Genomic DNA, 19,797 nt, shown 5'->3' with positions numbered 1-19,797 from the left:
CGGTCAGCGGACGGGCACCCCGGAGCCGGCATCCGCGAACTGTGCGGCGTGCGCCTCCCACCCCGCCTCGGCGGGGAGCGAGCGCAGCGGACGGTTCGTGATCGCCATCGCGGTTGCGACCAGCGACAGCACGACGCCGATCATGATCGTGCCGGTGCGTCCCACCAGCGACAGCCCGAACCCCGCGATCAGCGGAGCCAGCGGCATCGCACCCATGGCGAACACCGCGGAGGCGCTGCTCGCCCGGCCCATCAGCTCCGACGGCGTCGCAACCATGAAGTAGCCGCCGAGGCCCGCGTTCAGCGGCGCGAGCAGCAGGCCGGGCACGGCCATCACCAGCACGATCCCCAGAGGATCCCGGGTGAAGATCGTCGCCGCGGCGCCGATCGACAGTGCGATGAGCCCGACGATCATCAGCCTGCCGGCACCGATACGGCCGACCAGCGGGGACGCCATCAGTGCGCCGGCGAGCATCATCACACCCATCCCGGCGCTGATCCAGCCGATCACCGCAGGTGACTCGCCGTCCTGCTGCAGCGAGTAGACGATCGTCGTCATGACGGTGTTGATGCCGAGGTTGATGACGGTCGAGATCAGCAGCACGCCGCGCAGATCCCGGCGCGAGAACAGCCAGGCGAATCCCTCCCGGATCTCGCGCAGCGCATTGGGCTTGGCGACGGCGTGGGTCGCTGAGCCTGTCGACGCGTCGTCATGACCCGTCGACAGGCTCAGGAGCCCGTCGGCATCCTTTGCGGCATCCGCCTTCTCCGCCCCGCGCAGCAGGGGGATCAGCGCCGCCGCGATGGCGGAGATCAGCTGGCATGCGGCCATGACGGCGCCGATCAGCCAGCCGCCGACGACCAGCAGTGCGCCGCCGATCGGGCCACCGGCCAGCTGCAGCGCGGCATCCCGAGCCTGGTTCGCGGCCTGCGCCCGCCCCATCGTGTCGGCGGCGACCAGGTCCTTGAGGGCGGCCTCGCCGGAGGGGTCGAAGATGCCGCTGCGCGCGGCGAGCAGCACCTCGAGCGCGAGCAGTGTCGAGAACGTGAGCGCGTCGCCGAGGGCGAACAGGGTGAACGCGATCGACAGTGCGACACCGATCGACGCGCCCAGGACCATGAGGGTCAGGCGACGGTGACGGTCGGCCAGGACTCCGCCGAACAGCGTGAGCGAGACGCTCACGGCCATGCCGACGCCGGCGATGATGCCGGCCTGCGCCGGATCGTTCGTGACGAAGAGGGCGATCAGCGGCACGGCAAACCGGAACAGCGCACCGGCGAGACCCTTACTCGTGTCGCTGACGAGCCACGAGACGTACTGCAGATTGCGCCATAACGAGGTCATGGTGACGACGATAATCCCGCGAGGAAAGTTGCGCAAGTAAAGTCGCGCAAATTTATCTGCGAGTACACTCGGTTGCATGACGGCGGATGCTGCTGACGAACCACGCGGATCCCAGAGCGCCTATGAGCGCCCTACTCCGATGACCTCGGCGATGCTGAAGGCCCTCGCGAACCCCCTGCGCCGGAGCATCACGAACATGCTCAATCGCCTTGAGCACGCCCGCGCGGCCGATCTGGCCGAGCAGCTGGATGTCGCAGCGAACACGATCAGCTTCCATCTGCGGGTGCTGGCCGATGCCGGGCTCATCGAAGAGGCTCCGGAGTTCGCTCGCGACAGGCGCGATCGGGTGTGGCGGCCGCGGAAGATCGGGCTGGAGCTGGGCAGCCCTGAGCATCCGATTCAGGATGAGGACGAGATCGCCGGTGCCGCGTTCACGCGTCTGCTCGTCGACGAGCACAACGACCTCGTGCGGAGATTCATCAGTTGGGTGCCGGAGTACACGCGTGGGCGCGATGACGTCGCTCGGGGCACACTCAATCAGCTGAACATGAAGTTGACGCGCGCCGAGTTCATCGCCGTCATGGAGAAGATCAACAGGGCGCTGGAGGACGCCAAGGCGGCCCACGATCCCGCGGATCCGGACTCGCACTACTGGCAGATCGACATCGTGGCGGCTGACGACTCGATCTGACCCGTCCGGCAGGCGCGTCACGACGTTTCGTCTGCGCTCCTTCGTCGCTTCGCTCAACGACCCGTGAGAGGGGCCCCGGTCGTTGAGCGAGCGGAGCGAGACGAAACGCCTTCAGGTCCCGGACGCGTCCGGGGCCATCTCGAAGTCGTACTGGGCGGGCATCCGACGGCCCGGGAACGCCTGGTGCCACAGGGCCGACATACTCAGCTCCCCCTCGCGCAGATCCGGAACCTCGAACCCGGCCTCGAGGATGCGGCCGGCCGCCTCCCGGTCACCGGACGCCAGCGCCGCCCGCACCGCGAGCATGCGGAAGCGGCCGAGCTGCGCGACCTCCTCGGGCAGCTCATCGAGCAGCTCGCGCAGGCGCTCACCGCTCCCGGCATCCAGCAGCGCCGCACCGAACTCGAGCGCGAGCGTGACGCTGTCCGGCGCCAGCGCATGCGCGCGCTCGAAAGCGTCGAACGGGTCGTCGCCTCGCGCGAGCAGCGCCTGCGCCGCTCCGCGCGCAGCCCACGCCGTCGGATGCTGCGCCTCGGACTCCGCGTACAGCGCGAGCGCCCGATCGAGGTCGCCGGCAGCATGTGCGATGACCGCGCGATGGTACGAGTTCAGCCAGGACGGAGCGGATGCCTGAAGAAGCCGGTCCCACGTCTGGCCGGCGACGTACGAGGCCGGCGGAATCGACGGATCATCCGGCCCCGGACCCTTCGACGGGCTCAGGGACCCAGTCGTCCTCAGGGACCCAGTTGTCCCATCCGCCGCCTCGAGCAGGCCCGCCCAGTACGCGCCCTCGGCGCCGTCGCGCGAGAAGCGCACCCCGGGCAGGCTGGAGAATGCCTCGCCGGCCCAGGCCGACAGCTCCTGCTCCAGGGCGCCCCACGGCGACCCCGTGGAGAGCAGTGCGCCCGGCTCGGCGTCGGCCACCGCCTCCAGCCGTTCGAGACCCGCCGATCCGACCGCTCCGTACGCCTCGCGCACCGCTCCACCGACGACTGCGGTCGCCTCGGCCCATTCACCGGAGAATCCGGAGTCGACCTGCAGCGGCAGGAACGTCTCGGTCCACTCCCACGTCGCTCCGCCCGGCAGCGGCAGGTGCTCGTACTGCGTGGTCGCCAGCCCGGCCTGGATCTCGAAGTACGCACCGGTGTCGCCGCCCAGCCAGTCGCACCAGCGCCGCCCGCCCGTGGTGTCGCCCCACACGAACAGCTTGCGCCCGGTCAGCGGCGCGGTCGAGACGTGCGCGAGCCCGGCGCCACCGGCATCCAGGGCGGCGATCCACGGTGTCTCGACGGAGGGGATGTCGAAGAAGTAGTCGGCCGCGGCGGGAGCCGACGCCGGACGGCTGGCGTCGTCGCGGGTGAAGTCGACGGATGCGAGCGACCCGTCGTAGTCGGTCTTGTAGGCGATCTTCGCGGGCGCGAACACCCTGCTCCCAGGCGACTGCGCGACGGCGATGTTGGTCCACCAGTACATGCCCGTCTCGGCATCCTTCGGGTTGCGCACCCGCACGCGCACGTGCAGCGCGGGGGCGTCGGTCGAAAGAGTCGCGTCGATCTGCACGATCAGGCCGCGCACCCGCTCGTACTCCCACAGGCGCAGCACCGGCTCGCCGTCGGGGCCGATCACCGATGCGGCATACAGCGGATCGCAGGTGAGGGGCCAGTGCCCGCGCATCCCGATGTTCCACTCCGCACCGCCCGAGAACCAGGCATCACGCAGGGCGAGGTTCGCCGGCTGCAGCATCTCATTGCGGTAGACCAGGTCGCGTCCGGTCGCCCGGTCGACAAGGCCGATCAGTCGCCCGCCCAGGTCGAGCGCGAACTCCGCGCGCAGATGCTCGTTCTCGAGCACCGCGAGCCGCATCGGCTCCTCGGAGCGCGAACGGCCGTACGAGTCCTGCAGCAGGTACGGATGGATGCTGGCCACCTGCCCGTACCGGATGCCGCATGCGATCCGCTCCGGCAGCCCCTCCGTCGAGGCCTCGTACGGAGCCTGCGGCATGCTCGCCACGGCGGGAAGCGGATTCACCGCCCCGACCGGTGCGGTGGGCAGGGAGTGCGAGGCGATCGTCAGTGAGGCGGCCATGCGATCAAGTATCCCGGCCCATCGGCATCCGGAACGCTGCGAGAGCGTCCGGCGGAGGGTCGGCGGTCGACGCCGGATACGCTGAGCGGGTGCCCGAGTTCGACTTCACACGGCTGCGCCGCACGCCCGACGTCGAGGCGCCGAACCTGCAGGCCTGGGACGCCACAGACGAGCTGCTCGTCGGGGAGGCGCTCACCGCCGGCATCCACGGCGCCGAGATCGCCGTCATCGGCGACGAGTACGGCGCGATCACGCTGGCCCTCACGGATGCCGGGATGCCGGGCATCCGGGTGCATCAGGACCTCGTGACGGGGCGGCGAGCGCTGGCGCGCAACGCCGCCGCGCTGGGGATCACGGACGGAGCGGATGCTGCGCGGCGTGCCGCGTCGGAACGCGCCGCCGACGAACCAGATGGTCTGCGGGTTCCGACGTACACGCAGGGCGAACTGGACGAGAGTCTGCTCACCGGCATCCGGCTCGTGCTGCTGCAGCTGCCGAAGTCGCTCGCCGAGCTGGACGAGATCGCCGACGCGATCGCCCGCTGGGCCGACTCCGACGCCGTGCTCATCGCGGGCGGGCGGGTGAAGCACATGACACTCGCGCAGAACGAGGTGCTCAGGCGGTACTTCGGCGAGGTGCAGCCGCAGCGCGCCGAGCGGAAATCGCGGCTTGTCGTCGCACGACACCTGCGTCGTCCCGACGGGCCGCCGCCGTTCCCCGTCTCCTCGCGCCACTCCTTCCCCAGTGAGACATCGACTTCTGCGCGAGTCCCACGTGCTGAACAGGTGTCTCGCGCAGAAGTCGAGGCCTCGTCAGAATCTCGCGCAGAGGTCGGGAGGTCGGCGGACGGGCTCACGCTGTGCGCGTACGGCGGGGCGTTCGCGGGGGATCGGATCGACATCGGGACGCGGGTGCTGCTCGGCGTCATGAGCTCGTGGGCGGCTGAGAGCGTTTCGTCTCGCTCGCAGGCTCGCTCGCTCAACGACCCGGGGAGGACGGTCATCGACCTCGGCTGCGGCACGGGGGCGCTCGCCGCAGCGTACGCGCTCGCCCATCCGGCATCCCGCGTGATCGCGACCGACCGCTCGGCCGCCGCCGTCCGCTCGGCGCGCGCGACCATGGCCGCGAACGGCCTCGGGAACGTCGAGGTCACCCTCGACGACGCCGGTTCCGCGATCGCCGACGGAACAGCCGACCTGGTGCTGCTGAATCCGCCTTTCCACCTGGGGAATGCCGTCGACGAGGCCGCAGGCCGCCGGCTGATCGAGGCCGCCGCGCGGCTGACGAGGCCGGGCGGAGAGGTGTGGACGGTGTTCAATTCGCACCTCGATCACCGCCGCACCCTTGCCCGCGAGGTCGGCATCACCGAGCAGATCGTGCGCACGTCGAAATTCACCGTCACACAGTCGATCAAGCGTTGACGTGGGTCACGATCGGGTGACAGAATTTGCCACCCGATCAGCCACTCGTTACGTTGGAATGCGGGCCTGACGGCCCAAGACCAGTCCGCGACCGTGTCTTTCTTCGATTTTTGTGCTTACTGGTGTGAGATGCGGACGTATGGTCGGTGATCTCTGCCCGGATCCGAAATCCGGTGCCTGTGCCGCCAGCACGACGCAGTCGAACGGCCTTGTGATCATCACCCGGGCGTAACCGAAGCGGGCTCATCGCACCCGAGGTGGGCCCCGGGGGAAGTGTGTCTGAAACCGCTCTTGAAGCGCGCCATCTGTACAAGGTGTTCGGCAGGAATCCGAACCAGGCCGTCAAACGGCTGAAGGCCGGGGAGACCCGCGACGACGTGAAGGATGCCGGAACGGCAGCCGTCATCGACGCGAGCTTCACGGTGAACAGAGGCGAGATCTTCGTCATCATGGGACTGTCCGGATCGGGCAAGTCCACACTCATCCGCATGCTCAACGGCCTGCACGACACCACCTCCGGTGAGATCCTCATCGGAGACGAGGAGCTCACGCAGGCGTCCGCCGGGCGCGTGCGCGAGATCCGCCGGGACAGCATCTCGATGGTGTTCCAGCACTTCGCACTGCTGCCGCACCGCACGGTCGCCGCGAACGTCGCCTACCCGCTCGAGCTGCGCGGCGTCGGCAAGACAGACCGCCTGCAGAAGGCCGAAGAGATCCTCGCCCTGGTGGGTCTCGGCGGCTGGGGCGACAAGCTGCCCGAGGAGCTGTCCGGCGGAATGCAGCAGCGCGTCGGCATCGCCCGCGCTCTCGCCGCCGACACCGACATCCTGCTCATGGACGAGGCCTTCTCGGCCCTCGACCCGCTGATCCGCCGTGAGATGCAGGAGCAGCTGGTCGAACTGCAGGCGAAGCTGCAGAAGACCATCGTGTTCATCACGCACGATCTGAACGAGGCGATGTTCCTCGGCGACCGGATCGCGGTCATGCGCGACGGCCGCATCGTGCAGATCGGCACCCCCGAGGACATTCTCACCGACCCGGCGAACGACTACGTCGAGCAGTTCGTGCAAGATGTCGACCGCGCCCGCGTGCTCACCGCCGCGAACGTCATGGAACGTCCCCGCCCGGTGATCCTGGAATCCTCGGGACCGCGCTCCGCGCTCCGGGAGATGCGCGACGCCTACATGTCGGCGACCTACGTCGTCGGCCGCGACCGCAAGCTGCTCGGCATCGTCACAGACCGGGATGCCGTGAAGCTGGTGCGCAAGGGCGAGAACTCGCTCACCTCGGTGCTGAAGCCCGTTCCGCAGAGCGTGAACGAGGACTCGGTGCTGATGGACCTGTTCGTGCCGTCCGTCGAGTCGGTGCTGCCGCTGGCCGTCACCGACGACGAGGACCGCCTGGTCGGCGTGATCCCGCGCATCACCCTGCTCGCCGCGCTCGGCCCGGGGACGACCGCGACTGAGGAGCTCACGCTGCCGCTGCAGCCGATGCCGCAGGCGATCATCAACGAGGTGCTCGGCGAGCCGGCCGACACCGTCGGCACGCCGGTGGGCGGCGGCGTCGCCTTCTCGGACGCTTCGACAAGCTCAGCGACCCACGAGGGGGAGGTGCTCTGATGGACGGTTTCCGCATTCCGATCGGCGACTGGGTCGACGCGGCCGTGGACTGGATCCAGGCCAATCTCGGCGGTGTGCTCGACGCGATCTCCGTCGTCGTCACCTTCCTGGTCGACGGCCTGACCGCCATGCTGCTGTCTGTGCAGTTCCCGGTGATCATCATCATCGCCGCGCTGCTGGCCTGGCTGGTGCGCTCCTGGAAGCTCGCGATCGGCACCGCCGTGTCGTTCCTGCTGATCGTCGGCATGAACCTCTGGGTGCCGGCGATGCAGACGCTGGCGCTCGTGCTGATGGCGACCATCGTCGCGCTGATCATCGCGATCCCGCTCGGTATCTGGTCGGCGCGCAGCGCCACGGTCGGCGCCGTGCTGAAGCCGATCCTCGACTTCATGCAGACCATGCCGGCGTTCGTGTACCTGATCCCGGCGATCGTGTTCTTCGGCATCGGCGTGGTGCCGGGCCTGGTCGCGACCGTCATCTTCGCGCTGCCCCCGGGGGTGCGGCTCACCGAGCTCGGCATCCGCGGCGTCGACAGCGAGACCGTCGAGGCCGGTCAGGCGTTCGGCGCGAAGAGCGGGCAGATCCTGGGCGGCATCCAGCTGCCCCTGGCGATGCCCACGATCATGGCCGGTGTCAACCAGGTGATCATGCTCGCCCTGTCGATGGCGGTCATCGCCGGCATGGCCGGCGCCGACGGCCTGGGCAAGCTCGTCGTCGAGGCGATCTCGACGATCAACATCCCCAAGGGCGTCGAGGCGGGCCTGGGCGTCGTGCTGATCGCCGTGTTCCTCGACCGCGTCACCGCCGCGCTCGGCAATCCGGCCGACAACACGGCATCCCTGCTGGGCGTGCTCTCGAAGCGGCGCACGCAGCAGCGGCGCGAGGCGGCGGATGCTGCGGCCGAGGCGGCCCGGATCCATGAGGACACCGAGCGCGAGAAGGTCCGTCGCAAGTCGACCGTCTGACCCGAAGAACCTGCACCCGAGATGAATGACATACGAAAAGGAAGAAACATGAAGAAGAGGCACCTCACAGCATCCATCGCTCTTGCGGCGACCGCGGCGCTCGCCCTGGCGGGCTGCGCGAGCGGCGGCGACGGCGGCACCGGCAGCGGAAGCGACGGCGGCGACGACACCGCGTCCGGCGACAAGGGCACCATCACGCTCGGCTTCCTGCCGTCCTGGACCGACGGCCTGAGCACCGCCTACCTGCTGCAGAACCAGCTGGAGAAGATCGGCTACGACGTCGAGATGAAGACCCTCACCGAGGCGGGCCCGCTCTACACCGGCCTCGCCCGCGGCGATGTCGACATCTACCCGTCGGCGTGGCCCGAGCTCACGCACAAGTCCTACATGGACGAGTACGGCGACAAGATCGAGGACCTGGGCTCGTACTACGCGAACGCCAAGCTCACGATCGCCGTTCCCGAGTACTCGAAGCTGAACTCGATCGAGGACCTCAAGGGCAAGGGCGCCGACTACGACGGCAAGATCATCGGCATCGAGCCGGGTGCGGGCCTGACCAAGCAGACTCAGGAGAGCATGATCCCCGCGTACGGCCTCGAGGGCGAGTACGAGCTGGTCACCTCCTCGACGCCGGCCATGCTCACCGAGCTGGACAAGGCGATCAAGGCGCAGAAGGACATCGTCGTCACCCTGTGGCGTCCGTTCTGGGCCAACGACGCCTACAACGTGAAGGACCTGAAGGACCCGAAGGGCGCCATGGGCGAGCCGGAGGGCCTGCACTTCCTCGGGACGAAGGGCTTCTCGGAGAAGTACCCCGAGGCCGCTGAGCTGATCGCCGGCATCAAGCTGGACGACGCGCAGTACGGCGAGCTCGAGGACCTGGTGGTCAACGAGTACGGCGAGGGCAAGGAGTCCGAGGCCGTGACCGAGTGGGTGAAGAACAACCCCGACGCGTTCGAGACCGAGGTCGACTGACCTTCTCAGAACGCTCCCGGCGCCCCGGTCCGCTGCGTGCGGGCCGGGGCGCCGTCGCGTGTCAACCCCGATTCCGGACCGGACGGCGGCGACGTAGCCTGGACGGATGGACGGGTTCGCGGCTCCCGACTTCTGGCTTGCGCGCGAGGTGCTGCAGCGAGGCATCGCGGCGCTGTACCTGGTCGCGTTCGTCTCGACGCTGAACCAGTTCCGTCCGCTGCTCGGCGAGCACGGGCTGCTGCCGGCGCCAGACCTGCTCGCCTGGGTCGCCGCGGGAAGAACCGGATGCGGCGTCCCACCCTGTTCCGCTTCGTCCGGTACACCGACCGGCGGCTGGTCGCCCTGTGCTGGACCGGCATCGTGCTCGCCGCGCTGCTGGTCGTGGGCGTTCCGCAGCTGGCGCCGCCGTGGGTGCCGATGATCGTGTTCCTCGTGCTGTGGCTGGGATACATGTCGGTCGTGACGATCGGGCAGACGTTCTACTCCTTCGGCTGGGAGATGCTGCTGCTCGAGGCCGGGTTCCTCGCGGCCTTCCTCGGTTCGCGTGACCAGTCTGCGCCGACGGTGGTGATCGTGCTGTTCTGGTGGCTCGTGTTCCGGCTCGAGTTCGGCGCCGGGATGATCAAGATCCGCGGCGGGCGGGAGTGGCGCGACCTCACTGCGCTCACCTACCACCACGAGACGCAGCCGATGCCCGGACCGCTCAGTCGGCAGGCGCACCTGCTGCCGCGCTGGTTCCACAAGGGCGAGGTGCTCGGCAACCACTTCGCCCAGCTGGTGGTGCCGTTCTTCCTGTTCGTGCCGATCCTGTCGCTGGTCGCCCCGTGGGTCCCTGAGTTCGTCGAAGGACCGCTCATCGTCGGAGCCGTCGCGGCAGCGATCGTGATCGCCACGCAGTGCTGGCTGGTGATCACCGGCAACTTCGCCTGGCTGAACTGGGCGACGATCGTGCTCGCGTTCTCGGCCATCGGCATCCCGGTCGTTGAGCGAGCGAAGCGAGACGAAACGCCTGACATCTACTGGGTCGTCATCACCTCGGCCGTCGGTGTCCTCTACGTCGTCATCAGCTGGCCGGCGCTGCGCAACCTGTTCTCGCGGAGGCAGATGATGAACGCGAGCTTCAATCCGTGGCAGCTCGCGAACGCGTACGGCGCCTTCGGCTCGGTGACGAAGCAGCGCATCGAGTACGTGGTGGAGGGCAGCGAGGACGATGATCCGGATGCCGCGGAATGGGTCGAGTACGCCTTCAAGGGCAAGCCAGGAGCACCGGGCCGCATCCCGCCTCAGTTCGCGCCGTACCATCTGCGGCTGGACTGGCTGATGTGGTTCCTGCCCTGGGCCATTCGCTGGACGACTGGTTCACGGTGTTTCTGGTGCGGCTGCTCGAGGCGGATGCTCCGACGCTGCGCCTGCTCGCCCGGGATCCGTTCGACGGTCGGAGGCCGCGATGGGTGCGCGTGGTCTCGTACCGGTACCGCTTCACGACCAGGGAGCAGCATCGCGAGACCGGCGACGTCTGGGTGCGCGACCGGCGTCACGTACTGGTGCGCCCGATCGGGCGGTGACGTGCGCGGGCGTCCAGATATCCTCAGGGATTGAGCGCTCCGGCCGCGACCTGCGCCTGCAGCAGTGTCAGCGTGCGTGACGGCTCCGGCCGGATGCCGAGCACCTTCGCGAGCTCGAGGGCGAGCGCGGCATGACCGGCAGCATTCGGGTGGAACGGGTCGTTCATGAGGCCCCACGGCACCCCGCCATGGCCGATCTCGCCGAAGCGGGCGTGCTGGTCGACCAGCAGCACGTCGTCGTGCGCGGCGACGTCGCGGATGGCCTGCGCGAACTCGCCGATGCGCGCGCGTTCGGGTGCAGCCGCGACGTCGACGGATGGCGGGGTCAGCAGCACCGGCACGGCGGACAGAGCGCGCACGCGCGTGACGAACTCGGCGATGGATGCGGCGAACTTCTCCGGCGGAAGCGTCGCCACCGCCGTCGAGCAGTCGTTCGTGCCGATCATCAGGGTGACGACGTCGGGGTTCCACGACGCAACGCGACGGTCGAAGTCGGCGAGGATCTGCACGATCTTGTTCCCGCTGATCGCCGAGTTGATCAGGATGTCCCGCGTGCGGGCCAACTCGCCGCGGACCAGCTCGTGCAGGTGCTCGGGATAGCTGCGTCCGCCGTGCGTGTGCACGAGCCCGTGGGTGATCGAGTCGCCGGTGATCACCCAGGTCAAGGGTTCTTCGGCAGTGAGGGCGGCCTGCAGTCGAGCGTTCTCGGCGGTGGTCATGAGGTCATTCTTCCGGGTCTGTGAGAAACGTCCGGCGTCACGAGAAATGGTGCGTCACGCTGCTTCTTGCACGCTGCGGCGTTCTCATCGGCGGATGCGGACGGGGACGTGCGAGGCGAGTGACCTGTAGGCGGCGTCGACGACGGTCACGGCGCTGACACCCTCGGCGGGTGAGATGCGGGCATCTGTGCCGTTCCCGAGTGCAGTGACGAAGTCGGTGAGCTGGATGACGTACGGGCTCTCGCCCGCGTCCGCGGTCGGCAGATAACCGTCGGCCGGCGCCTCGGCACTGTCGTGCCGCAGTCGGCCGGTCGTGCCGACCACCTCGATCGCGGTGCGGAACGGCGTGCCCGCGCCGAGCCAGCCGCCGTGGATGCGGCTGACAGCGCCGCCGCGATGGGCGAGCACGACGTCGGCCGTGACGGAGCGGGGCAGGACGCCCGCCGCCGACGGCTGATCTTGCACGGCCGAGACGGATGCCACGGGGCCGGCCAGCCACAGGGCCTGGTCGATGTCGTGGATCATCAGGTCGCGGATGAGACCGCCGCCGGCGTTCTCATCGAAGAACCACGGAGCTTCTGGCCCGGCACCGACGCGGCTCAGCCGGATCTCGGAGACGGCGCCGATGTCTCCCGCATCGACCGCCTGCTTGATCCGCCAGTACTCCGGGAAGTACCGCACCACGTGCGCGGGGAACAGCCGAACACCGGCATCCGTCGCAGCACGCACGATCGTCGCGGCGTCCTCCGGCGTCGTCGCGAGCGGCTTCTCGCAGATCACGTGTCGGCCTCGGCGGATCGCGCGCAGCGCGATGTCTCGGTGCGTGTGCGTCGGGCTGATGATGTCGACGAGGTCGGAGCTCTCGATCAGCGCCTCGAGGTCGTCGACGATCTCGACGTCGTATCGTGCCGCCAGCTCGGCGGCTCCGGTGCGTCGCAGGATCGAGACCTGTGCGCCGAGGGCGAGCAGGCCTTCGATGTGCGGTGGGGCGATCCCGCCGGAACCGATCAGCCCGACTCGCAGTGTCCTGGTCATGGGTTCATCCTGCCGCCCGCGCCGACAGCGCGTCGATGAGCTTGTCCACGATGCCGGCCATGTCGACCGACGGGTCGATCATCCACTGCAGCTGCAGCCCGTCGGCCACCGCCTGCACGATGCGCGCCATCGTGTCGGGGTCGAGCGCTCCCTCGTGGGCCGGATCGCGGGAAAGGCTGTCCGCCACGGCGGTTCGCAGGCCCCGGTTGCGGTCGAGGAAGTACTGGTGCGCCGGATGCTCGGGATCGACGGCGTCGACGGACAGGCGTGAGAACAGTTCGATGAGCCCCGGGACCTCGGTGTTGTGCCGGATCGTCGCGATGAACGCGGCCCGGGCGGTGTCGAAGTCGGTGCCGGCGTCGATCGCATCGCGCTCGTCGCGCCGGCGCAGCACGGCGGTGAACAGGTCCTCCTTGCTTCCGAAGTAGTGCAGGAGCGCGGCGGGGGTCACCCCGACGACCTCGGCGATGTCCTTGAGCGAGGCGTTCTGATAGCCGCGACGCCCGATCACGTCGAGCGCGCTGTCCAGGATCTCCTCGCGCCGGGCGATCCCTTTCGCGTACGAACCTCTTCGTGCCATCCCCCGAGCCTAATCCTGAACGGTGTTTGATTTTGGAAATTGAACCCCATATAGTTTTCGCATGACACCGCCGTCCGCAGGTCCGAAAGGGAGCGCAATGACCGAGATCCAGGCATCCGACCTCACCCTCGAGGAGAAGGCGTCGCTCACCAGTGGGGCGGACTTCTGGACCACGAAGGCCGTCGAAAGAGCCGGCGTCGCGTCGATCATGATGACCGACGGCCCGCACGGACTGCGCAAGCAGGCCGGCGGCAGTGATCATCTGGGCATCGCCGACAGCGTGCCCGCGACCTGCTTCCCGCCGGCGGTCGGCCTCGGCTCGTCGTTCGATCCCGAGCTCGTCGAGCGCGTCGGCGCCGCGATCGGTGTGGAGGCGGCGATCGAGGACGTCGCCGTGGTGCTGGGACCCGGCATCAACATCAAGCGCTCGCCGCTGTGCGGCCGCAACTTCGAGTACTTCTCCGAGGACCCGATCGTCTCGGGCGTGCTCGGCGCGGCCTCCGTCCGCGGCATCCAGTCGCAGGGCGTGGGCAGCTCGCTCAAGCATTTCGCCGCGAACAACCAGGAGTTCGATCGCATGCGAGCGAGCTCCGACATCGACCCGCGTCCGCTGCATGAGATCTACCTGCGCGGCTTCGAGCGGGTCGTCAAGGACGCCGCACCATGGACGGTGATGTGCTCGTACAACCGGATCAACGGCGTGTACGCCTCGGAGGACCCCTGGCTGCTCACCCGCGTGCTGCGTGACGACTGGGGCTTCGACGGGCTGGTGGTGTCGGACTGGGGCGCGGTGAACGACCGCGTCGCAGGCGTCGCCGCAGGGCTCGATCTCGAGATGCCCGCGTCCGGAGGACGGACGGATGCTCAGCTCGTGGCCGCCGTGCAGTCCGGGGAGCTCGCGGAGAGCGTGCTCGACACCGCGGCGTCCCGCGCCCTCGACCTGGTGCGCAAGGCGGGAGAGCGCTCGGCTGCCGCGGGCCCGCTCGACATCGACGCGCACCACGCCCTGGCCCGTGAGGCTGCCGGCCGGTCGATCGTGCTGCTGAAGAACGACGGCGCCCTCTTGCCGTTCGCGCCCGCGCAGAAGGTCGCGGTGATCGGGGCGTTCGCCGCCGAGCCGCGCTTCCAGGGCGCCGGTTCGTCGCTGATCAACCCCACCCGGCTGGATGCCGCGCTCGACGCGCTGCGCGAGGTCGGCGGCGACGCCGTCTCATACGCACCGGGCTTCGCGGTTCCCGGCGGGACGGTCGCGGCATCCGGCCGCTCCGTCGGCGAACTGCGTGACGAGGCGGTCGCCGCCGGCATCCGCCGCAGAGGTCGCGGTGGTCTTCCTCGGCCTGCCCGCGCAGGACGAGTCCGAGGGCTTCGACCGCGAGCACATCGACCTGCCCGCCGAACAGCTCGCCGTGCTCGACGCCGTGCTCGCCGTCAACCCGAACACGGCCGTCGTGCTCTCGAACGGCGGAGTCGTGGCGCTGCCGTTCGCAGACCGCGTGCCGGCGATCGTGGAGTCATGGCTGCTCGGCCAGGCCGGCGGCGGTGCGATCGCCGACGTGCTGTACGGCGCGGTGAACCCCTCCGGCCGGCTCACCGAGACCGTCCCCGTCCGGCTCGAGGACAACCCGTCGTTCGGCAGCTTCCCCGGCGAGTTCGGCCACGTCCGCTACGGCGAGGGCATCCTGGTCGGCTATCGCTGGTATGACGCGAAGGGCCTCGACGTCGTGTACCCGTTCGGCCACGGCCTGTCGTACACGACGTTCGAGTACGGCCAGGTCTCGGCGTCCGTGACGGATGCCGGTGACGTCGTCGTCCGTGTCGAGGTGAGCAACACCGGTCAGCGTGACGGCCGCGAGGTCGTGCAGGTGTACACGTCGCTGCCGGAGTCGATCGTGCAGCGCGCGCCGCGCGAGCTGAAGGCGTTCGCCTCGATCGAGATCCCGGCCGGCGAGACCCGCGCGGTCGAGCTGGTGGTGCGCCGTGAGGACCTCGCGTACTGGGACATCCGGGTCGACCGGTTCGTGGTCGAGGGCGGCGAGTACGTGGTCGAGGTTGCGGCATCGAGCCGCGACATCCGCTCGTCGACCTCTGTCACCGTGGCGGGCGACGACGTGCGCCTGCCGCTGACGCTGAACTCGTCGATCGGCGACCTGCTGACCGACCCGTTCGCCGGTCCGATCGTGCAGGAGGCGCTCGCAGGCCTCGCCGACGGGCTCGGAGCGACGGATGCCGCAGGGGCGTCGATGATGCAGAACGAGAACGCGATGCAGAAGATGATGGCGTCGTTCCCCATCGGTCGCGTCGTCGGCTTCCCGGGGGTACCGGTGACCCACGAGCAGATCGAGCAGTTGATCGCCGGCGCGAACGCTGCGGCCGGGCAGGCCTGAACGCACGGATGCCCCGCCCCTCGATCGAGGGGCGGGGCATCCGGCATCCGCCGGCCCTATGGCAGCAGCGCGAACCCCGACTCGTAGCGGGTCTTCCCGAGCGCGGCCATGACGATCTGCAGGAACCCCACCGCCTCGAGCTCCCGCGCGCGCGTCAGCGGCCCGGCGTCGACGGCCCGCATGCCGGACGCCTCGATGAGCGCGGCGACCCGCATCTTCGCGTCCGCGTAGTCCCCGGCGTACAGCACCGTCGTCGGCGTCGTGCCGTTCGTGCCGCTGGTCAGCGTGTCACCGAGATTGACGTTGAACGCCTTCACGACGGCCGCTCCCTCCGGGAGCATCTTCGCCAGCTCGGCGGCCGTCGACGAATCGGCGGGCGACTTCAGCTGATCGTAGGTGGAGAAGTCGATGGGGTTGCTGATGTCGATGACGACCTTCTCGCTGAGCTGATCCCGGTAGTGCTCGAGGATGCCCGAGTACGCGCTGTACGGCACGGCGAGCACGACGAGGTCGCCGGTGAGCTCGTCGCCCATGACGCCGTACTCGAGACCTGGGCGTGCCGCGGACATGCTTGCCGCACTGCGCTTGATGATCTGGATGCCGGCGCCGGCGCGCATAGCGACCTCGGAGATCGCGCCGCTCATCTTGCCGCTGCCGATGATGCTGATCGAAGTCATGCGAACTGGACCTTCCTGAAACGGCTGAGCGCCTGCTCAGCCACCTTCCGTGCGTCGTAGTCGAACACCGCGCCTCGACGGAAGTCGCGGCCGACACGGATGTCGGCGTCGCGCTTCATCAGATCCTGGAACTCGTGCTGCGCGTCGAACATCGCACCGGCACGACGCGAGCCGTGCTGCAGGATCGCGGTGCGCTGCATGCGGATCGCGGTGTAGCGACGGAATGCCTCCGGGATGTCGGAGACGTCGTCCGCGGCGGCGAGGAACGTGGCCAGCGCCATACTGTCCTCGATCGCCTGGCTCACGCCCTGACCCTGATGCGGCAGCATCGTGTGCGCGGCGTCGCCGAGCAGCGTGATGGGTCCCCGTGACCAGTTCGTGAGGGGCTCGTGGTCGAACAGGCCCCACCAGAACGTCTTGTCGATGAGGCTGATGAAGTGCTGGAGCCGCGGGTCCCAGCCTTCGCCTGAGAACTCGGCAGCGAGCTCACTCACCTCCGCCGGGCCGGACCACGGCCCGTCCAGCGGCCGATCGCTCGGAATGCCGGCGACGAAGTTGAAGAGTCTGCGCTGCTGCAGCGGATAGGCCATGAAGTGCCGGCTGTCGCCCATCCACACCTGGCTGATCATGGGCCAGTCCGCGGGCAGGCGCGAGGCGTCCATGACTCCGCGATAGACGATGTACCCCGAGTAGACCGGTTCAGGATGCTGGTCGACCGCTCCGCGGACGACCGAGTGGATGCCATCGGCGCCGATGACCGCGTCGAAGACCTCCTCCACGCCGTTCTCGAACGTCGTACGCACGCCGGCGCCGTCTCTCTCGACCGACCTCAGCCGATGGCCGAGGCGAACCTTCGCGGGGTCGACCTGCTCGGCGAGGGCGTCGATGAGGTCGGGGCGGTACATCCCGATGTTCTGGTACTGCCCTGCCGTGTCCTCCCAGGCGGCGTCGGTGACCATGCCGCCCATGGCGTCCAGGTAGACGCCGTGTCCGTCGGGGACCGCTCCCGCGCTGCGGACCCGATCGAGCACGCCGAGGCTGTCGAGGACGCGTGCGGCATTCGGTGCGATCGTGACGCCGGCGCCCACCTCGCCCAGCCGACTCGCCTGTTCGAACACGGTGACCTGGACTCCGGCGATCCTGGTCAGCGCGATGGCGGCGGTGAGTCCGCCCATCCCTCCGCCGATGATCGCGATCCTGGTGTTTCGACCTACCATCGCTTCTCCCTGACTGTCCTGCGCACCACGTGCCCTTCCTTACCGTGCTCCGGTGAGCGCATCTGCGGGAGCACCCGGACCGAAGATCGTCGCCCCGGCGGCCTGCTCGGCCTCGGCGTCCGGCCCGAGCGGGATGCCGGAGCGATCGCGCAGGCACAGCGTCGCGCCCGCACCCAGCAGGGTGGCGACCAGCAGGTACGACGAGACCGCCGCAGTGGTGCCGGTGGCATCCAGCAGCATCTGCGCGATCATCGGAGCGAACGCGCCGCCCAGCACGGCGCCGATCGCGTAGGTGATCGAGACGCCCGAGAAGCGGATGGATGCCGGGAAGATCTCCGCGTACCACGCCGCCAGCGGTCCGTACGTGAGACCGAGGCCGGTGGAGATCAGCAGCAGCGCGATGTAGAGCCCCGGCAGGCCACCGGCGTCGACGAGCCAGAACACCGGGAAGACGATGATCGCCTGCAGCGCGAAGCCGATGAGGAAGGTGTTCCGCCGGCCGATCACGTCTGCGAGGTGTCCCGCGAGCAGGGTCGAGAAGAACCACACCGCAGCGGCGAAGACCGCGGCGACAAGGACAGAGGTGGTGTCCAGCTGCTGCACGCTGATCGCGTAGTTGTTGAGGAATCCGCCGGTGGTCATGTAGCCGAGGGTCCCGTTGCCCACGAATACCAGGGCGGCGAGCACTACGAGGTACCAGTGGCGCTTGAAGAGCGTGACGATCGGCAGGCTCGCCTGCTTTCCGCGCTGGGCGATCTCGGCGAACACCGGGCTCTCCTCGACGGAGCGGCGGATGACGAAGCCGACGACGATCAGCACGATGCTCACCAGGAACGGCACGCGCCACCCCCACTGCAGGAAGGCCTCACCGGGGGAGACGACGCCGGTCATCAGTGCGGTCATGCCCGACGCCAGCAGGAAGCCGAGCGGGACACCGAGCTGAGGCCAGGCGCCGGCGCGGCCCCGGCGACCGGCAGGCGCGTGCTCGACGGCCATCAGTACGGCGCCGCCCCATTCGCCTCCGGCCGACAGGCCCTGCAGGATGCGGAGCAGGAGCAGCAGGATCGGCGCGGAGATGCCGATCTGGGCGAAGGTCGGCAGCACGCCGATGAGCGTCGTCGCCGTTCCCATCAGCACCAGGGTGGCGACCAGCATCGCGCGTCGCCCGATGATGTCGCCGAAGTGCCCGGCGAGGAAGGCCCCGAGCGGCCGGAACAGGAACGAGATGCCGACAGTGGCGAATGAGAGCAGGAGCGCGATGTCCTTGCCCGCCGGCTGGAAGAACAGCTGGGCGAACACGAGTCCTGCGCACGTGGCGTAGATGAAGAAGTCGTACCACTCGATAGTGGTGCCGATGATCGTCGCGAAGGCGATCCTGCGCTGTGAGGTGGCGTTGCCGGCGGCAACTGAGGTGGTCATCGTCGTCCCTAACGTCATTGTTCAGCCCTCCGGAGGAGGAGCGGGGAATCGGGTTGCTCTCATCGTGCGACAGACATGTCTGTGTGTAAATCACGGTTATTCGTGGATATAGTTCGAGGCAACTGAAGAAGAAGAGGGAGAGGAAGCCGTGGTCGATGTCAGCCTGAGGCAGCTCGAACTGTTCGCCGCCCTGCCGAACTTCTCCACGCTCAGTGCGGCAGCGGCCCACCTGCACATCTCGGAATCCGCGCTGTCGCAGGCCGTGACGAGCCTCGAGAAAGCGGTGGGCGAGCAGCTGTGCGTACGGCGCAAGGCGCGCGGCCTCACGCTCACGCCAACCGGTCAGCAGTTCGCCGATCAGGCACGCAGGATCATCGCCGACACGCAAGAGTTGGTCCTCGGTGTCGGGCGCGACCAGGGGCTGCGCGGACCCGCGAAGCTGGGCTGCTACTCGAGTTTCGCCACCAACGTGGTCCCCGAGCTTCTGGAGGGCTTCCCGAAGCGGCATCCGGGAGTCGAGCTCGAGATCATGGTGGGCACCAACGAGGAGCTGCTCGCCGCGCTCGAAGGAGGGCGTCTCGACGTCGCTCTGGTGTTCGACGTGTCGCTGCCGATCGGGTACCGGCGACGCCGGATCTACGCGACCGAGCTTCAGGTGCACCTGCATCCCGATCACCCGCTGGCGGTCGCCGAGACGGTGGATCTCGCCGACCTCGCCGACGAGCCCTACATCCTGTACGACGTGGCGCCGGGCACCCGCAACGTGACGGACGCCTTCGCGGCCCGCGGACTCGAGCCCCGGATCGTCGCCAAGGTCACTCAGCTCAGCCTCGTCGAGGCGCTCGTGGGACGCGGCCTGGGCTATGGACTGCTGATGTCCCGGCCGCACACGCTCCCGATGAGCACAGAGGGGCGGCCGATCGTCATTCGCCCCCTCGATCCGCCGGTCACGCTCTCGCATGTGGTGGGCCTGTGGCCGGCCGACATGAAGCTCACTCCGCGCGCCTCGGCCGTTCTCGACTTCGCGGTGGAGAAGCTCGGCGGCTACGGTCGCGCGGATGCCGCTCTGGATGGGACCTCGGACTGATCGGCATCCACCGG

At 68.8% G+C, this 19,797-nt stretch carries 14 protein-coding genes and 2 pseudogenes; 8 read left to right on the top strand and 8 right to left on the bottom strand.

What is annotated here, in order from left to right; genetic code table 11:
- Positions 1 to 3: 3 nt before the first annotated feature.
- Positions 4 to 1,344 (bottom strand): MFS transporter, encoded by a 1,341-nt coding sequence (locus L2X99_RS13500; protein WP_236126281.1) that lies wholly within the window; start codon positions 1,342 to 1,344, stop codon positions 4 to 6.
- Positions 1,345 to 1,420: 76 nt separating this feature from the next.
- Between L2X99_RS13500 and L2X99_RS13495 the strand changes: the two genes are divergently transcribed.
- Positions 1,421 to 2,035: an ArsR/SmtB family transcription factor gene (locus L2X99_RS13495; RefSeq protein WP_236135245.1), complete on the top strand. Its 615-nt coding sequence runs from the start codon at positions 1,421 to 1,423 to the stop codon at positions 2,033 to 2,035.
- Between the two features lie 111 nt (positions 2,036 to 2,146).
- Here the strand turns inward: L2X99_RS13495 and L2X99_RS13490 are convergent, their stop codons facing one another.
- Positions 2,147 to 4,120 carry a DUF5107 domain-containing protein gene (locus tag L2X99_RS13490; RefSeq protein WP_236135244.1) on the bottom strand — a complete coding sequence of 658 codons (1,974 nt, stop codon included), beginning with the start codon at positions 4,118 to 4,120 and terminating at the stop codon, positions 2,147 to 2,149.
- Between the two features lie 89 nt (positions 4,121 to 4,209).
- On the opposite strand from L2X99_RS13490, the gene L2X99_RS13485 reads away from it, so the two are divergent.
- The 5 genes and pseudogenes from L2X99_RS13485 (at position 4,210) to L2X99_RS13465 (ending at position 10,665) form a co-directional block, all read left to right on the top strand.
- Positions 4,210 to 5,541: a class I SAM-dependent methyltransferase gene (locus L2X99_RS13485; protein ID WP_236126283.1), complete on the top strand. Its 1,332-nt coding sequence runs from the start codon at positions 4,210 to 4,212 to the stop codon at positions 5,539 to 5,541.
- A 275-nt stretch (positions 5,542 to 5,816) separates the two neighbouring features.
- Positions 5,817 to 7,160: a quaternary amine ABC transporter ATP-binding protein gene (locus L2X99_RS13480; protein ID WP_236135243.1), complete on the top strand. Its 1,344-nt coding sequence runs from the start codon at positions 5,817 to 5,819 to the stop codon at positions 7,158 to 7,160.
- Positions 7,160 to 8,125: an ABC transporter permease gene (locus L2X99_RS13475; protein ID WP_236135242.1), complete on the top strand. Its 966-nt coding sequence runs from the start codon at positions 7,160 to 7,162 to the stop codon at positions 8,123 to 8,125. Before L2X99_RS13480 ends, L2X99_RS13475 begins: the two co-directional genes overlap by 1 nt.
- A gap of 48 nt (positions 8,126 to 8,173) precedes the next feature.
- Positions 8,174 to 9,100 carry a glycine betaine ABC transporter substrate-binding protein gene (locus L2X99_RS13470; RefSeq protein ID WP_236126284.1) on the top strand — a complete coding sequence of 309 codons (927 nt, stop codon included), beginning with the start codon at positions 8,174 to 8,176 and terminating at the stop codon, positions 9,098 to 9,100.
- Between the two features lie 106 nt (positions 9,101 to 9,206).
- Positions 9,207 to 10,665 (top strand): annotated as a pseudogene (locus L2X99_RS13465) (lipase maturation factor family protein).
- Positions 10,666 to 10,688: 23 nt separating this feature from the next.
- Here the strand turns inward: L2X99_RS13465 and L2X99_RS13460 are convergent.
- The 3 genes from L2X99_RS13460 to L2X99_RS13450 all read right to left on the bottom strand — a co-directional run bounded on the left by L2X99_RS13460 (position 10,689) and on the right by L2X99_RS13450 (position 12,999).
- Entirely contained in the window at positions 10,689 to 11,384 is a 696-nt protein-coding gene (locus L2X99_RS13460) for an SGNH/GDSL hydrolase family protein (RefSeq protein WP_236126286.1), read from the bottom strand.
- 84 nt (positions 11,385 to 11,468) lie between these two features.
- Positions 11,469 to 12,419, bottom strand: a complete 951-nt coding sequence (locus L2X99_RS13455) for a Gfo/Idh/MocA family protein (RefSeq protein WP_236126287.1) — start codon at positions 12,417 to 12,419, stop codon at positions 11,469 to 11,471.
- A gap of 4 nt (positions 12,420 to 12,423) precedes the next feature.
- Entirely contained in the window at positions 12,424 to 12,999 is a 576-nt protein-coding gene (locus L2X99_RS13450) for a TetR/AcrR family transcriptional regulator (protein WP_236126288.1), read from the bottom strand.
- A gap of 97 nt (positions 13,000 to 13,096) precedes the next feature.
- Here L2X99_RS13450 and L2X99_RS13445 point away from each other — a divergent pair.
- Positions 13,097 to 15,383 (top strand): annotated as a pseudogene (locus tag L2X99_RS13445) (glycoside hydrolase family 3 C-terminal domain-containing protein).
- A gap of 56 nt (positions 15,384 to 15,439) precedes the next feature.
- Here L2X99_RS13445 and L2X99_RS13440 read toward each other — a convergent pair.
- From L2X99_RS13440 to L2X99_RS13430, 3 genes are read right to left on the bottom strand one after another with little or no spacing between them, the layout of a single operon-like run.
- Positions 15,440 to 16,060 (bottom strand): NADPH-dependent F420 reductase, encoded by a 621-nt coding sequence (locus tag L2X99_RS13440; RefSeq protein ID WP_236126290.1) that lies wholly within the window; start codon positions 16,058 to 16,060, stop codon positions 15,440 to 15,442.
- Positions 16,057 to 17,277: an FAD-dependent monooxygenase gene (locus L2X99_RS13435; RefSeq protein WP_236126291.1), complete on the bottom strand. Its 1,221-nt coding sequence runs from the start codon at positions 17,275 to 17,277 to the stop codon at positions 16,057 to 16,059. Before L2X99_RS13435 ends, L2X99_RS13440 begins: the two co-directional genes overlap by 4 nt.
- Positions 17,278 to 17,316: 39 nt before the next feature.
- Entirely contained in the window at positions 17,317 to 18,696 is a 1,380-nt protein-coding gene (locus tag L2X99_RS13430) for an MFS transporter (RefSeq protein WP_236135241.1), read from the bottom strand.
- A 148-nt stretch (positions 18,697 to 18,844) separates the two neighbouring features.
- Here L2X99_RS13430 and L2X99_RS13425 point away from each other — a divergent pair, with 148 nt between their 5' ends.
- Entirely contained in the window at positions 18,845 to 19,783 is a 939-nt protein-coding gene (locus L2X99_RS13425) for a LysR family transcriptional regulator (protein ID WP_236126292.1), read from the top strand.
- The last annotated feature ends 14 nt before the right edge of the window (positions 19,784 to 19,797 follow it).

It is taken from the genome of Microbacterium sp. KUDC0406, assembly GCF_021582875.1.
GTDB lineage: Bacteria > Actinomycetota > Actinomycetes > Actinomycetales > Microbacteriaceae > Microbacterium.
The sequence above is the reverse complement of the archived record's forward strand: the minus strand, read 5'-3'. Positions and strand labels throughout refer to the sequence as shown.